The organism is Pseudomonas frederiksbergensis (genome assembly GCF_003732275.1).
GTDB lineage: Bacteria > Pseudomonadota > Gammaproteobacteria > Pseudomonadales > Pseudomonadaceae > Aquipseudomonas > Aquipseudomonas frederiksbergensis_H.
On the sequence record NZ_MOBM01000015.1, the window covers coordinates 13,122 to 27,533 of the forward strand.

The window sequence follows — 14,412 nt, forward strand, 5'->3', positions numbered from 1 at the left end:
TTTGTGGTGTTCACGTATTTTGTGACCGACGCAAATCCAATGTGGGAGCGAGCCTGCTCGCGATGGGTTCCTTTGAGCGACTAGAATGCGGGCTCTATCTGAGAACGATCAGGCGCCAATGCTTTCTCCTCCTGCCAACTGGCTCCCCCAAGCCCCCCTCGAATCCCTTCACCTCGACTGGCTCGCCACCGCTGGCATCGAAGTAGCAATCCTGCGTCTGGACCAGATTGACCCGCTGATCAGTGGCAACAAGTGGTTCAAACTCATTGAACACCTGAAAGCTGCCGACGAGAACGGCGCCCAGGGCATCATCAGCCTGGGCGGTGCCCATTCCAACCATCTGCATGCATTGGCCGCAGCGGGCAAACGCTTCGGTTTCACCACGGTCGGCCTGCTGCGCGGGCATCCGCAAGACACCCCGACGGTGAAGGACTTGCAGGCGTTCGGCATGCATTTGCACTGGTTGGGTTATGGCGGTTATCGAGCGCGGCACGAACCAGGTTTCTGGGCGCCATGGAGGGAGCAATACCCCGAGCTACATCCAGTGCCGGAAGGTGGCGGCGGCTTGCTTGGGGCGAAGGGCTGCGGGCAATTGGTGACTCTGGCCTGCGAGCAACTGAGTGGTCCGGCCTGGAGCAACTACGACGGATGGTGGCTGGCCTGCGGAACGGGTACCACCCTGGCGGGGCTGGTTCTGGCCGAGGCGGGTGAGCATCCGGTGTATGGCGCGCTGGCGGTGCCTGACGATCATGGCGTGACGCAGCAGGTCGAGATGATTGTGCAGGAAGCCGGTCTGATCGATCCCGCGTATGAACTGCTGGACGCTAGCCGTGGCGGTTTTGCCAAAATCGATCCGCCGTTGCTTGCGTTCATCGAGCAGACCGAACAGGCCAGCGGCATTCCCCTCGAACCTCTGTACACCGGCAAAGCGTTGCTGGCGCTCAAGCAGCAAGTGGAGGCGGGTAAATTTGCCCGGGGAACGCGGCTGATCTTCATCCACACCGGCGGCTTGCAGGGCCGCCGGGGTTTCAGTTCACAAACCTGAAGGGGGCATTGTGCTTTTGTGGTGATCAGTATTTTCAGTAGCCGGGCTCAACCGCGCTTGGGCATCATCCGCAGCAAGGTGTTATCGCGCACTACATAGTGGTGGTAGAGCCCGGCCACGGCGTGCAGTCCGATCAGCCAGTAGCCGATCGTCCCGCCGAGCACATGCCAGCCCTCAAGTTGCTTGGCCAGCGGTTTGTTTTCTTCGATCAGCAACGGCAGGTCGATGCCATAGAACATCACCTGATGCCCCTCGGCGCTGGTAATCAACCAGCCCAGAATCGGCATGGTGATCATGAAAATATACAGCGCCCAATGCATCAGTTTGGCGAGCAGGGTTTGCCATTGAGGCGAGGCGGGAAAGATCTGCGGCGCCGGCCCCAGGCTGCGGGCGAACAGCCGCAGCCAGACCAGCACGAATACCGTCAGGCCGAGCATGAAGTGCGCTTCCTTGATCAGCGTCCGGCCGCCGCTGCCTTTGGGGAATATCCCGCGCAATTCGATACAGGCGTAAACCGCTATTAACAGAACCAGCATTAACCAGTGCAGCGCGATCGATACGGTGCTGTAACGTGATTCGGAATTCTTCCAGGGCATACGGTGTTTCCTCACAGGTCTGGTCTGAAGTCACCGTTCTTGTTCGACGGTGTGCAGTCACTGTAATCCTGTTTGGCTGGATTTGCCTGCGGGCAATGGGCTGTTTAATGCTCTAGATCAAGTGATCGGCCACAAAAAAGCGCCAGCTCCGTTAAAGGAACTGGCGCTTTTTTATGAAGTGAAAGGTGCAATCAATTGGTTTGCGGCATCTCGCCATTGGCCAGACGCTTGTTGATGTCGGCAATCACCTCGGGTAAATCGGTGATGGTGTCGATCATGTAGTGCGGCCGTGAACCTTCGAACATTGCGTGAATGCGCTTGCGTTCGCTGGCCAGTTTATCGCTGCTCAGGGCGCGATAGCTTTCGTAATCCAGACCCAGCGCGTTGCCGGAGCAGATCAACGCCACGGTCCACATGCCGGCGCGGCGACCTTCGAGGATGCCCGGCACCGTGTCGTCGATTTTCACGCAAGCCGCAACGTCGTCGATACCCAGGGCAATCACGTTGGCCAGTGCCTGAGCCGGCCATGGGCGGCCGTTGGGCACTTCGTCGGTGGCGACTACGTGATCGGCGGCGTAGCCGTTGGAGGCGGCCAGTTCGACGACTTTGTCCATGACCTGTTTCGGGTAGCCGGAGCAGGAGCCGATCTTGATCCCTTGCTGGCGCAGATTGGCGATGGTGTCCAGGGCGCCCGGAATCAGGGCCGAGTGTTCGGCGATTTTTTCGATCTGCAGCGGCATGAAGCGTTTGTAAATGGCGGTAACGTCATCGTCGGTCGGGGTGCGACCGAACACGTTGCGGTAACGCTCGGCGACTTGAGGCTGATCGCACAGGGTACGAATGTGGTCCCACTTGCCCATGCCCATCGGCCCGCGGGCTTCTTCGATGGAAACCTGGACGTCGAACTCGGCGAAGGCTTCGACGAAAATCTGCGTCGGGGCGAAGGAGCCGAAGTCGACCACGGTGCCGGCCCAGTCGAGGATGGCGGCTTGGAGTTTGGTTGGGTTGGTGTAGTGCATGGTGATTAAATCCTGTGGCAACTGGCTAATAGGGGAGCTGCTTTTGGTGGGAGCGGGCTTGCTCGCGAAGGCGGTGTGTCAGTCGACATCAATGTTGAATGTCAGTCCGCTTTCGCGAGCAAGTCGAATCGTCGCACCGCCGCTCCCACAGGGATGGGTGGTGAATCAGATGTCGAGTACTTCCATCTCGCGCAGCACCTCGGCGACCGCCGCCACAGCCGCGCGCATTTCGGCCTGGTTGAGGTGGCCGATGCTGCCGACGCGGAAGGTTTCGACCTGGGTCAGTTTGCCGGGGTAGAGGATGAAACCCTTGGCCTTGACCCGCTCGTAGAATTCCTTGAACTGATAGCGCGGGTCTTTCGGCGCGTGGAAGGTGACGATGATCGGCGCCTGGATCGCGGCGGGCAGGAAGCTGCGCAACCCCAGTTTGGCCATGTCATCGAGCAGCACCTGGCAGTTATTGGCGTAGCGTTGATACCGTGCGGGCAAGCCGCCTTCTTCGTTGTATTGCAGTAGCGCTTCGTGCAGCGCCGCGACCACGTGAGTTGGCGGGGTGAAGCGCCATTGGCCGGTCTTGGCCATGTAGGTGTGCTGATCGAACAGGTCCATCGCCAGTGAGTGCGAGTTACCGGCAGCATTGGCCAGCGCTTCTTTGCGCGCAAAAACGAACCCCATCCCCGGCACACCTTCCAGGCATTTGCCCGAGGCGGCGATCAGTGCGTCGAATGGCACGTCCCGGGCGTCGATCGGCAGGGCGCCAAACGAGCTCATGGCGTCGATGATCAGGCGTTTGCCGTGCTGCTCGATAACGTGGGCGATTTCCGCCAGCGGGTTGAGGATGCCGGTGCTGGTTTCGCAGTGAATCAGCGCGACGTGGGTGATGCTGGTATCGGCCCGCAGCAGGCGGTCGACGTCGGCGGCGGTGGTCGGTTCGTCTTCGGCGGTTTCGAAGGTGCTGAACGAGCGGCCGAGCACTTCGCAGATTTTCGCCAGGCGTTTGCCGTAGGCGCCGTTGATCAATACCAGCACTTTACCGTCGCGAGGCACCAGTGTGCCGATGGCCGCTTCGACCGCAAAAGTGCCGCTGCCTTGTAACGGCACGCAGTGATGGCTGTCGCCCCCGTTGATGATTGTCAGTAGTTGTTCGCAGAGGCTCGCGGTCAGTTGGTTGAAGCGGTCATCCCATGAGCCCCAGTCGACCATCATTGCCTGACGGGTGCGGCTCGATGTGGTCAATGGGCCGGGGGTGAGCAGGATGGGCTCGGCAGTACTCATTCTTGTGTCCTCGCAAAAGCTCCGTGGGATGAAGCTACGGGACATAAATTGCAATTCGGTGAGCTATCAATCAAATTGTTTGTTGTTATACCAGCCATCAGTGAGGGTTATTCATGAATCTGTTCCAGCTGCGCGCCTTCGACGCCGTGGCCCGCGAGGGCAGCTTTACTCGTGCCGCCGCGCGGTTGTTTATCAGTCAGCCGGCCGTCACCGGGCACATCAAGGCGTTGGAGGAGCACTACCAGATCACGTTATTGCGACGTACCGCGCGGCGCGTCGAGCTGACGGAAGAGGGCACTAAACTGGCGGCGATCACTCGGGCGATGTTCGGCCTGGCCGAAGAAGCGCAGGTGATGCTGGAGGCCAACCGGCAGTTGCTGACCGGGCGTCTGGAAGTGGCGGCGGACGGACCGCACATGGTCATGCCGATGCTTGCCAGCCTGCGCGCGCGTTATCCGGGGATCACCGTGAACTTGCGGTTGGGCAATGCTCAGGAAACATTGGCCGCGTTGTTGTCGGAGCATGCCGACGTGGCGGTGCTGACCGAGGTCGAGCCGCGCAAGGGGCTGCACCTGCAAGCGTTGAGCGAGTCGAGGATTTGCGCGTTGGTGCCTGCTGGACATCCGTGGGCCCAGAAGTCGAAAGGAGTACAGCTCAAGGACCTGGACCAGGTGATCATGGTCTTGCGCGAGCCGAGTTCGATTACCCGACGCACGTTCGACGAGGCGTGCGCTCAGGCCAAGGTCAATCCTCGGGTGTTGCTGGAGCTGGACAGTCGCGAGGCAGTGACCGAGGCCGTGGCCGCAGAATTGGGCGTGGGCGTGGTGTCGTCGGTGGAAGTCAGCCACGACCCGCGAGTGGCGGCGGTGCCGATTATTGGTGAGGGGTTGGTCAATCGGCACATGATCGGGTGCATGGAACGGCGGCGGGATTTGCGGTTGATACAGGCGTTTTTTGGGTTGGCGCCCGCTAGATAGACCGCGGCGCCTGCATCGCGAGCAGGCTCGCTCCCACAATGATTTTTGCATCAGACACAAAATGTGTGACCAGCGAAGATCCCCCTGTGGGAGCGAGCCTGCTCGCGATGAGGCCGGACCTGCCTACAGACTCTCGCGAACCATCTCCAGAAACGTCGCCACCACTCGCCGTGTGCAATCGGTAATCGACAAAGGCGTCACTGCATGGGATCCGAGCGGTTGACCAGCCAATCGAGCAGCAGACGGCCATCGCGACGTGGCTCCGGAACGGGCCGGGAAGGCTGGGTATGACCCATGCCGGCACACAGCACTGGTCGGTCCGGGTCGCTGTCGAGAAAGCTGACCAACACCTCGGTGCCGGCCATGGGGAGCCTGGCCGGATCGATCCGACCATCCGGTGTTGCGAGGGCGACCGGTAGCCAGAGACCGTCGGATTCATCCACCTCGAGCGCCGGCGTCGGCCATAGTCTGACCTGTATCCGGCCCTGATCATCGAGCGCTGCCGGTTGCCCGGCAGGGCCCAGCACCCGGGCGGTCTGATAGCCCGGGATGCTCGGCCTGGCGTGTTTGAGCGCCGGCCTGAAGACCGTTGACCAGGGAATGGCGGTGAACTGATTGCTGTAGCGTCGGGCACTGCCGGGCTGGTCCTCGGCGAGAATCGACGGCTGCTGTCCTTGGTGCCGGATATCGGTGAGCAGCCACTGATCGTTGAAACTCGAGAGCGGGTGCTGCGCCACTTGCAGGATCCGTCCGCTGCACAGTTCGCTCTGGTTGCTTTGGCCGTGGATCTGCCGTTGCTGGCAACGCAGGCGTTCCAGCCGTCGGCGGCTGAGCTGATCGTGATGCAGCTGTTCAGGCGCGGGGCGTGCCGTCATCGGGGCCGTTCTGGTGAGCGGGTGGTTCGCTGCTCCATCGCCGATCACCTGCGTGCCGCGGTTTCTGGCCTCCCATCGTGCAGGGGCGAGGTCCGGGTCATGGCGCTGGAACAGTTCGCTGATCACCGGCAAGGCGGAGTCGTTGAATGCGTCGTCATGGAACGGCATCAGCAGCGGTTCCTGAGGGAAACTCAGGCTGTCATCGGCCAGCACCAGCACGTGCCCGTCATGCTGATGTTCGAAGTGATAGTGGATGCCTTCTTCTTCACACAGCCGCTGCATGAAGGCCAGATCGCTCTCATCGTACTGAATGCAAAAAGGTCGGGGCGGGTAGCACCCGTTTGCCAGTTCGAAGCGGTAGCTGTGCTCGGGTAATTGATGCTCCTCCAGCAATTGGTGCACGATCGCGGGCACGCTGAGACGATGAAACACCCGACGCGAGCTGTGCAGGTCAAGTTGTTGAAGATGGGGCGTCAACACCAGGGAGTAGCCGACCCGGTGCGGGCCGCGATGTTCGCGGCTGACGCTGTGGATCACGCCGTGAATGCCCTGGTCACCCGCCAGCCGCAAAAACGCCGGTTGTTGTAACCATTGGTCGAGGTTCATCGCCGGTGCGAGGCCGATCACGTCGATGTCGAATCGATAGGGCTGGTTGAGACCTTCACGGCCACTGAACTGCAACACCTGCAGACTCAAACCGCCGTCAAGAAGTGTCAGGGTGAAGGGGCTTTCCTTGTCGTTGTGCATCGAACGCGCTTCTACCAGGGAGGATGGGCGCAGAGGGTACGGAACCATAGCCCTGAAGCGTCACCGCAAATCGACTTTTCAGAATCGCCCTACAAACACTGGTGAAGATGTCGATTCGTCACGGGGTGAAGATCTTGGAATTTTTGGTCGATTGGCATCTTTAGGCCGTATAAACTTGCGCCATGCGTCGGCCAATAGATGTCTCGGCGCCACAGATCAAGAGAGTGAGTAATGGGCGCACAGTGGAAAGTTAAACACAAAGAAGCGGCATCTAACGCCAAGGGCAAGATCTTCGGCAAACTGGTGAAAGAAATCACCATCGCTGCCCGCAACGGTGCCGATACCGCCACCAACGCACACCTGCGTCTGGTGGTCGAGCAGGCCAAGAAAGCCTCGATGCCCAAGGAAACCCTGGATCGCGCGATCAAGAAAGGCGCGGGCCTGTTGGGCGAAACCGTGCAATACCATCGCGTGACGTATGAAGGGTTCGCACCGCATCAGGTGCCGCTGATCGTTGAATGCGTGACTGACAACATCAACCGCACCGTCGCTGAAATCCGCGTCGCGTTCCGTAAGGGCCAGTTGGGCGCTTCCGGTTCGGTGGCCTGGGACTTCAACCACGTCGGCATGATCGAGGCGTCCCCGGACAGCCCTGACGCCGATCCGGAAATGGCTGCGATCGAAGCCGGTGCCCAGGATTTCGAGCCGGGTGAAGACGGCGCGACGCTGTTCCTGACCGAACCTGCGGACCTGGATGCGGTACAGAAAGCGCTGCCGGAGCAGGGTTTCACCGTGTTGTCGGCCAAGTTGGGTTACCAGCCGAAGAACCCGGTCAGTGGTTTGAGCGATGAGCAGATGGCAGAAGTCGAAGCATTCCTCGAAGGCCTCGATAACCATGATGACGTGCAGGATATGTTTGTCGGGTTGGCGGGTTAAGTCTGTGTGTCATTGATGGTTCTGTTGCCTGACAGGCCGTCATCGCGAGCAGGCTCGCTCCCACAGGAGATTTGTGAACGCCACAGATCAATTGTGGGAGCGAGCCTGCTCGCGATTGACCGCGCAGCGGTCACCAGCTATTCAATTCCCGCACAACCTCGCTGAACCCCGGCCGCGCCAGCACATCCGGCTGACAGCAGCGCTGCTGTAATGCCTCTAACGCCTCACGCCCTTCATCGCTCAACCCCGAGTCGATCCGCGCCAGCAATTCCCCCAGCAGCACCCCGAACGCCCGTACTTCGATCCGTTGCAGCGCACGGCTTTCAAGGCTGTCCGAAGTGGCATGGAAAGACGCCGCGCCAAAGTCACCCAACAGGCAATCACCGTGCTCGTTCCACATGATGTTGTGACCATAGAGGTCGCCGTGAGTAATGCCTTGGTGGTGCAAATGTTCAGCCACTGAAGCAATGCCACCGGCGATGCGCAGCGCTACGCCAACGCTGAACCGGGTGTCGTCGGCGTAGACATCGCGGGTGCAGGACGCCAGGCTCGGCAGGCCGGCCAGGTTGCGGTAACTCGGATCGATCAGTTGCATCACCAACCCGGCCTGCGCCTGCGGATGGCCGACGATCCGCCCTTCGACCCGGATCAGGTTGGGATGGATGCCGGCGGTGATGCAGGCGTTCATTTCGTGCAGCGGCGAGCCATCGCTGGTCATTTCGCCTTTGTAGAGTTTTACCGCGACTTGTTTCGTCTGCTCCCACAACGCCTGATAAATAACCCCAGACGCACCTTCGCCGAGTTTTTTCGCTAGGCTCAGTTGGGACCAGGGAATGCTCGCCGTGGCTTCGAGGGCGGCGGCATCGGCTTCGGTTTCCAGCGGGTTACCGGCGTACGCCAGCCAGGTCAGGCTCGGCAGGGTCAGCAGCCACTGCGGGAGCTCGGTAAGCTGATTGGCGGCGATGCGGATCAGTTCGAGTCGATGGCAATGGCTCAGGCTTTCGGGGAGACGCTGTAACTGGTTGCCGGCGAGCATGAGCTTTTGCAGGTGCGGGCGTTCACCCAGTTCGGTCGGCAGATCCGTGAGGCGGTTGTCGGTCAGGATCAGCCAGCGCAACAGCGGCGGCAGGGCGGCGCCCGGCACGTTTTCGATGGCGTTGGCCTTGAAGCCGATCATCGTCAGCGCCGTGCATTGGCCGAGACAGGCGGGCAGTTCAGTGAACAGGTTGTCCGAGCAGAACAGCACGCGTAAACGGGTCAGGCGGTGCAGGTCGTCCGGCAGGCTGCGCAAGGCGTTGCCGCTGAGGTTGAGCACTTCGAGCGAGTCCGCCAGGTCGAAGATTTCCCGGGGGAACTCGGTCAGGCCGCAGGACAGATCCAGACGGGTGATGCCCGACAGTTGGCCGGCGCGCAGTTGTGCGAGGGTATCCATGGGCAGGTTCGCTATTGATCAGGAGGAGGGCGTGGGGGGCCTGGAAATGGGCGACATGATAGCGGGAAAGTTGTGGTGGCGGTCAGGCCGCCTTCGCGAGCAAGCCCGCTCCCACACGGATCGCCATTGTTCGCGGATTTTGTAGCCACTGGAAATCAAATGTGGGAGCGAGCCTGCTCGCGATGAGGCCGGTGCTGCACCACAAACCTTGCGGTCAAGCCAGACCCCTGACCTCCACCAACTGCCCCAACCGACTGCGCGTGCGCGCCAGATCGATAGCATCGCCACCCAGGCTTTCGCGCAATGACTGGTGACCGAGCAGAATCAGATGCTTGTCCTGGTCGTACAAGACGTCGATCAGGTTGATGAAGCGCTGCTGGGCGGCGATTGAACAGTCGGCGAGGCTGGGCAGTTTATCGATGATCCAGCGGTCGAACCGTCGGCACAGTTCGAGGTAGTCCATGACCGCGGTGGGGTGTTCGCACAGGTCGGCGAAGGTGAAACCGACGCTTCGCCCTTCACAGTATCGGGCTTGCAGGTGCCGTGTCCCGACGGGCAGTTGAATCGCCGGTGCGTTGTGTTCGAGCAGGTGCAACGCCTGACGCTGCGCCACCGTGGCTGGCCAGACATACCGGCCTTGGGTGAACAGCTGCTGTGCGTGGGTGCGCGCCTGACTTCGATAATCATGCGGGCCGCCGACTTCCATCACCTGCATCCGAGCGTTGACCAGATCGATCACCGGTTTGAAACGGGCGTGGTAGAGCGGGTTGGGCAGCAAACCTTCCGGCGGATAGTTGGAGGTCAGCAGCAGCACAATCCCCCGGCGAAACAGCGCCTTGAACAGCCGCGTGATGAGCATTGCATCGCCGATGTCATGCACGTGGAACTCATCGAAACACAGCACTCGGCAGTCTTGCAGCAGTTCGTCGAGGGTGACCGCCAGCGCATCGGGCTGATCGCGATGGCTGAACATGCCCTGATGCAGTTGCGCAAAAAACTCATGGAAGTGCAGGCGCTGTTTTTCCGCGATGGGGATGGCCTGGAAAAAACCATCGAGCAACCAGCTCTTGCCGCGCCCGACTGCACCATAGAGGTAAAGACCGGGGAGTGTCGGCGCGGATGTGCCCAGCAGCGCCAAAGCGTGCCGCGCCATGCAGTCGATCACTCGCTGCTGGCTGTGGCTGAGGGTGTAGCCCTGGGTATGGGCCTTGTGGTGGAAGTAGTCGTGGATCACCCGGCCCTGCGCACTGCCACTGGCCGGTGCCGCAAATGCCTTGCCGAACAAACGGCGTAGCGCGGGCCAGCGTGGTGTGAGTCGCGGACGGTTGGGCGGTCGAACGGCCACTGTGATGTCACCCCGTAGTCTTAAGGCCGCCCCCAGGCTGCGGCGGCGTAGTGTAACCAGATGGGGAATTTGCCTTCCACTGGTGTCGACGAAGCTACTATGGTGAGGGGGCTTGCCTGTGGTGAGAGCGCTTTTGTGGCGAGGGAGCTTGCCTGTGGCGAGGGAGCTTGCTCCCGTTGAACTGCGCAGCAGTTCCTTTTTTGGGGCCGCTTCGCAGCCCAACGGGAGCAAGCTCCCTCGCCACAAAAGCCCTCTCGCCACAGGCAATCTTTTGATCTTCGAGGTTAGCGCTCGATACTGCGATTCCACCGGGCATTCCACGCCGGGCGCTGTTCGTTGACCTGATCCCAGTCGATGGCAATCGCGGTGGTCAGATACTGTTTCATCGCCTCGACCTGACCGCGGGTCTTGTCGGTGGTTGGCGTATTCGGGTTGGACGGAATCTGATCACCATCTTCAAGCGCGGCGGCTTGCGCTTCGGGCGTCAGCAGGAAGGCGGCGAGTTTCTGCGCCAGTTCCGGTTGGGTGTTGTTGGCGATGGCGCATTCGGCGACGTTGAGCACCACGGCGCCTTCCTTCGGCTGCGCATATTCCACCGGCATGCCCTTGAGTTTCAGCGCGGTGACCTGGGTCGGCGTCAGCGGGAACAGCGCCGCTTCGTCGGTCTGGAGCATTTCGGAAATCTTCGCCGAACTCGGAATGTACTCCAGCACGTTGCGCCCGACGGTGTTCGGCCAAGCCTTGAACCCCGGTTCGACGTCGGTTTCGCTGCCACCCTGAATCCGGTTGAACATCAGGAAACCGTGCAGGCCGAAGGTCGAAGACGCCATCGACTGGAACACCAGTTTGTCCTTGAAGCGCGGGTCGGCCATGTCCATCCAGGAGGTCGGTGCGTTCCAGCCTTTTTCCTTGAACAGCCGCGTGTTGTACGCCAGCCCCGTGACCCCGAGGCTGACCGCCACGGCTTGATCCTTGATGCGGCCCTTGGCCGGAATCTGTGCCAGGGGCGGACTGTCTTCGAGTTTGTCGCACAAGCCCATGGCGATGGCGCGGTACATGATGCCGTCGTCGAGGAACATCATGTGCATCTGCGGGTTGCCTTTGCTGGCCTGGACCTTGGCCAGGATATCGGCGGAGGTTCCCGGCACGATCACCACTTTGACGTTATTGGCTTTCTCGAAAGCCGGCAGCACCTTGTCGGCGTAGAGCCGCTCCATGGTTCCGCCGTTCATGCCCAGGTAAAGCGTCGGTTCTGCCTGGGCCTGGCTGACCGTGAGCAGGGCGCCCAAGCAAGAGAAACCGAGCAGTGCACTGCGTTTGAAATGATTCATGGCGCGACCTTCCTCTATCAAGCAACGGAGATGGAGTGAAACCGGGTGATGGAAAACGCATCCAGCGACGTCTTTGACGCGCCGCTACAGATGATCTCGGTGAGCGCCTGGCCCACCGCAGGCCCGATCTGAAAGCCCGCGCCGGCAAAACCGAACGCGTGCAACAGACCGGGTTGGGTGCTGCTGTGGCCGATCACCGGTTGGCGATCGGGCAGATAACCTTCGGTGCCGCTCCAGGTGCGAATCGCCTGGGCACCTTCAAGAAATGGGTAGAGTTCGACGGCCTGGCGCAGGATCTCGATGACGGCGTTCTGACCAGGCCGGGCGCGGGCGTTATCGAGGGCAAAGCCCTGGCCGCCGCCCAACACACAATTGCCGCGAGCGACCTGACGGGCATAGATGCCGCCGCCCTCGACGCCAGTGCTGGCATTCATCACCAATGGCAATGGCTCGGTGACCAACATTGCCGGGTGCCCGGCGTGCATTGGCACCGCTTCGCCGAATTGCGCGGCGAGCTTTCCGGCCCAGGCGCCAGCGCAATTCAGCAGCCAAGGGGCGTGCAGCTCGAGGCCGGATTGAGTGCTGACGTGAAAGCGCTGACCGTCATGCTCCACTGCCGACACTGCGCATTGTTCATGGATTTGCGCACCGTGCCGACGCGCTGCTTGGGCGAAGGCCGGAGACACCAGTCGCGGGTTGGCGTGGCCGTCGTCCGGGCACAACGAGGCACCGACCGCGACCTCTCCGACCCACGGAAAACGTGCGCGCAACTCATTGCGGTCGAGTACCTGCAAATCGAGGCCGAACCCCTGGCTGCTGGCGGCGTAATCCTGCAAGGCGTGCAAGTCGTTGAGGCTGCGGGCCAGTTTCAGGTGACCGCTGCGCTGGTATTCGCCGTTGATGCCAATCAACTGCGGCAGTTGCCCCCAGATCTCGTGAGCCCGTTGCGACAGCGGTAATTGCGACAGCGGCCGGCCCTGACGCCGCACGCCGCCGTAGTTCACGCCGCTGGAGTGTGAACCGCAAAAGTCCCGCTCCAGCAACGCGACGCGCTGACCGGCCTTGCTCAGAAACAGGGCAGCGGAAGCCCCGACAATGCCGCCGCCAATAATGATTGCATCGACCTCGATCATGGCTCGACCTCCAGACCGAACGGCAAGGGTTTGATCGGCGCCTGCGCCCGTAACCGGCCAATGTCAGACAGGGTGCGCTGGCTTTCGCTGGCAATGATTTCCGCTGCGGCGGCGCCACACATCCGTCCCTGGCAGCGACCCATGCCGACCCGGCAATGGGCCTTGACCCGGTTGATCTCCCAATGGCCTTCGCGCACTACCTGGCGGATGTCACCGGCGCGCACTTCTTCGCAGCGGCAGATCATCAGGTCATCCACGGCGTCGGCGGCCCAGCTTTCGGGAAATATGAAAGCGCGCTCCAGGCCTTGGCGGAATCTGCCGATTGTTTGAAGCGACTGTTCCAGTTGGGTGGCCCGCTGTGGCGGGATCAGGTAGCCGATGTCTTCAAGCAGTGCCAGGGCTGCCCGTTCACCGGCCATTTCAGCCGCGTCGGCGCCCATGATGCCGGCGCCGTCACCGGCCAGGTACACCTCGGCGATGCTGCTGCGACCGGCGTTGTCACGCTGCGGCAGCCAGGCACGGTTGAGCGGATTCCAGGTGAATTCGCAGCCCAGCAGGTCGGCGAGTTGGGTTTCACTGCGCAGGCCGTGGGCGAAGGCTATGGCGTCGCAGTCGATTCGATGTTCGCCTTTTGCGTTGTGCCAGTTCAGCGATTGCACGCGGTGTTCGCCATCGATGCGTTTCAAGGTGGCGCCCTGGTGCACCGGGATGCCGTGGGCGGTCAGCCAGGTGCGGTAATAAATGCCTTTGGCCAGCGTGGAGGGTTGCGATAGCAGGCCGGGCAGGGCGCGGGCCTGAGCGCTGAAGGGCGAGCTGTCGAGCACGGCGACTACGTTGGCACCGGCCTTGGCGTATTGGTACGCCACCAGATACAGCAACGGCCCGCTGCCGGCGAACACCACGCGTTCACCAATGGCGCAGCCTTGAAACTTCAAGGCAATCTGCGCCGCGCCGAGGCTGTAGACCCCCGGCAACGTCCAGCCTGGCACGGGCAGAATCCGGTCGGTGGCGCCCGTGGCGACAATCACGCGCGAGAACTCCAGCCGTGCGGCACGGCCCTGATGCAAGGTGTCGAGCGCGCCAGCCTCGGCGTTCCACACCAGCGTGTCGGGGCGGTAATCGAGTTGCTCGCGCAGGTCGTCGATTGTCTGATGCAGTGCCTTGGCCTTGCGTGCTTCGAAGCCATACAGCTTGACCGGCGAACGCTTGAAATTCACCGGCTGACGCCGATAAATCTGCCCGCCACCGCGTGCCGCTTCGTCCAGCAGAATGGGGCGAACACCATGCGCCACCAGCGTCTGCGCGGCACGAATCCCGGCGGGGCCAGCCCCAACGATAATCACAGAATTCATACCCGCCCCCCTGTGGGAGCGAGCCTGCTCGCGAAGACGTCGGCACATTCAACACGGGTGGTGGCTGACAGATTGCTTTCGCGAGCAGGCTCGCTCCCACAGTGGATCGGGGGTGCCTGCAATGTTTGTGATCGGCACGGAACCCCTGTGGGAGCGGGCTTGCTCGCGAAGGGGGCGGAACATTCAACATCGGTGGTGGCTGACAGATCGCTTTCGCGAGCAAGCCCGCTCCCACATTTGATTGGCGTTGCCCACCTGTTTTGTGACCGGCGCAGACCCCCTGTGGGAGCGAGCCTGCTCGCGAAGACGTCGGCACATTCAACACGGGTGGTGGCTGACAGATTGCTTT

At 61.5% G+C, this 14,412-nt stretch carries 12 protein-coding genes; 3 read left to right on the top strand and 9 right to left on the bottom strand.

Annotated features, from left to right (window positions below; translation table 11 throughout):
- The first annotated feature begins 118 nt into the window (after positions 1 to 118).
- Complete coding sequence (locus tag BK662_RS12250; protein ID WP_123358277.1) at positions 119 to 1,045, top strand: 1-aminocyclopropane-1-carboxylate deaminase/D-cysteine desulfhydrase; 927 nt, start codon at positions 119 to 121, stop codon at positions 1,043 to 1,045.
- 47 nt (positions 1,046 to 1,092) lie between these two features.
- Here the strand turns inward: BK662_RS12250 and BK662_RS12255 are convergent, their stop codons facing one another.
- The 3 genes from BK662_RS12255 to BK662_RS12265 form a co-directional block, all read right to left on the bottom strand.
- Positions 1,093 to 1,641, bottom strand: a complete 549-nt coding sequence (locus BK662_RS12255) for a cytochrome b (RefSeq protein ID WP_123358278.1) — start codon at positions 1,639 to 1,641, stop codon at positions 1,093 to 1,095.
- Between the two features lie 191 nt (positions 1,642 to 1,832).
- Positions 1,833 to 2,660: a phosphonoacetaldehyde hydrolase gene (gene phnX, locus BK662_RS12260; protein ID WP_123358279.1), complete on the bottom strand. Its 828-nt coding sequence runs from the start codon at positions 2,658 to 2,660 to the stop codon at positions 1,833 to 1,835.
- 165 nt (positions 2,661 to 2,825) lie between these two features.
- The gene (locus BK662_RS12265; RefSeq protein ID WP_123358280.1) at positions 2,826 to 3,935 is read right to left on the bottom strand and encodes a 2-aminoethylphosphonate--pyruvate transaminase; all 1,110 of its coding nucleotides are present in this window, start codon (positions 3,933 to 3,935) and stop codon (positions 2,826 to 2,828) included.
- Positions 3,936 to 4,048: 113 nt separating this feature from the next.
- Here BK662_RS12265 and BK662_RS12270 point away from each other — a divergent pair, with 113 nt between their 5' ends.
- Positions 4,049 to 4,912, top strand: coding sequence for a LysR substrate-binding domain-containing protein (locus BK662_RS12270; RefSeq protein ID WP_123358281.1), 864 nt, complete (start codon positions 4,049 to 4,051; stop codon positions 4,910 to 4,912).
- 197 nt (positions 4,913 to 5,109) lie between these two features.
- On the opposite strand, the gene BK662_RS12275 is transcribed toward BK662_RS12270, so the two are convergent.
- Positions 5,110 to 6,534, bottom strand: a complete 1,425-nt coding sequence (locus BK662_RS12275) for a type VI secretion system Vgr family protein (RefSeq protein WP_123358282.1) — start codon at positions 6,532 to 6,534, stop codon at positions 5,110 to 5,112.
- Between the two features lie 231 nt (positions 6,535 to 6,765).
- On the opposite strand from BK662_RS12275, the gene BK662_RS12280 reads away from it, so the two are divergent.
- Positions 6,766 to 7,470, top strand: a complete 705-nt coding sequence (locus tag BK662_RS12280; protein WP_052967776.1) for a YebC/PmpR family DNA-binding transcriptional regulator — start codon at positions 6,766 to 6,768, stop codon at positions 7,468 to 7,470.
- A gap of 130 nt (positions 7,471 to 7,600) precedes the next feature.
- On the opposite strand, the gene BK662_RS12285 is transcribed toward BK662_RS12280, so the two are convergent.
- From BK662_RS12285 to BK662_RS12310, 5 genes are all read right to left on the bottom strand, one after another.
- On the bottom strand, positions 7,601 to 8,902 hold the full coding sequence (locus BK662_RS12285) for a leucine-rich repeat-containing protein kinase family protein (RefSeq protein WP_123358283.1): 1,302 nt from the start codon (positions 8,900 to 8,902) through the stop codon (positions 7,601 to 7,603).
- 214 nt (positions 8,903 to 9,116) lie between these two features.
- A complete protein-coding gene (zapE, locus tag BK662_RS12290) occupies positions 9,117 to 10,247 on the bottom strand; it encodes a cell division protein ZapE (protein WP_123358284.1) in 1,131 nt (376 codons plus the stop codon).
- A gap of 284 nt (positions 10,248 to 10,531) precedes the next feature.
- Entirely contained in the window at positions 10,532 to 11,578 is a 1,047-nt protein-coding gene (locus BK662_RS12300; RefSeq protein WP_123358286.1) for an ABC transporter substrate-binding protein, read from the bottom strand.
- Between the two features lie 17 nt (positions 11,579 to 11,595).
- Positions 11,596 to 12,711 carry an NAD(P)/FAD-dependent oxidoreductase gene (locus tag BK662_RS12305; RefSeq protein WP_123358287.1) on the bottom strand — a complete coding sequence of 372 codons (1,116 nt, stop codon included), beginning with the start codon at positions 12,709 to 12,711 and terminating at the stop codon, positions 11,596 to 11,598.
- Positions 12,708 to 14,063, bottom strand: coding sequence for an FAD/NAD(P)-dependent oxidoreductase (locus BK662_RS12310; RefSeq protein WP_123358288.1), 1,356 nt, complete (start codon positions 14,061 to 14,063; stop codon positions 12,708 to 12,710). The genes BK662_RS12305 and BK662_RS12310 overlap by 4 nt, the downstream gene beginning before the upstream one ends.
- Between the last annotated feature and the right edge of the window lie 349 nt (positions 14,064 to 14,412).

Excerpts from the sequence above, each read along its gene's own strand:
- BK662_RS12250 (WP_123358277.1), top strand. The coding sequence starts at position 119 with ATGCTTTCTCCTCCTGCCAACTGGCTCCCCCAAGCCCCCCTCGAATCC.
- BK662_RS12255 (WP_123358278.1), bottom strand. The coding sequence starts at position 1,641 with ATGCCCTGGAAGAATTCCGAATCACGTTACAGCACCGTATCGATCGCG.
- phnX (WP_123358279.1), bottom strand. The coding sequence starts at position 2,660 with ATGCACTACACCAACCCAACCAAACTCCAAGCCGCCATCCTCGACTGG.
- BK662_RS12265 (WP_123358280.1), bottom strand. The coding sequence starts at position 3,935 with ATGAGTACTGCCGAGCCCATCCTGCTCACCCCCGGCCCATTGACCACA.
- BK662_RS12270 (WP_123358281.1), top strand. The coding sequence starts at position 4,049 with ATGAATCTGTTCCAGCTGCGCGCCTTCGACGCCGTGGCCCGCGAGGGC.
- BK662_RS12275 (WP_123358282.1), bottom strand. The coding sequence starts at position 6,534 with ATGCACAACGACAAGGAAAGCCCCTTCACCCTGACACTTCTTGACGGC.
- BK662_RS12280 (WP_052967776.1), top strand. The coding sequence starts at position 6,766 with ATGGGCGCACAGTGGAAAGTTAAACACAAAGAAGCGGCATCTAACGCC.
- BK662_RS12285 (WP_123358283.1), bottom strand. The coding sequence starts at position 8,902 with ATGGATACCCTCGCACAACTGCGCGCCGGCCAACTGTCGGGCATCACC.
- BK662_RS12300 (WP_123358286.1), bottom strand. The coding sequence starts at position 11,578 with ATGAATCATTTCAAACGCAGTGCACTGCTCGGTTTCTCTTGCTTGGGC.
- BK662_RS12305 (WP_123358287.1), bottom strand. The coding sequence starts at position 12,711 with ATGATCGAGGTCGATGCAATCATTATTGGCGGCGGCATTGTCGGGGCT.
- BK662_RS12310 (WP_123358288.1), bottom strand. The coding sequence starts at position 14,063 with ATGAATTCTGTGATTATCGTTGGGGCTGGCCCCGCCGGGATTCGTGCC.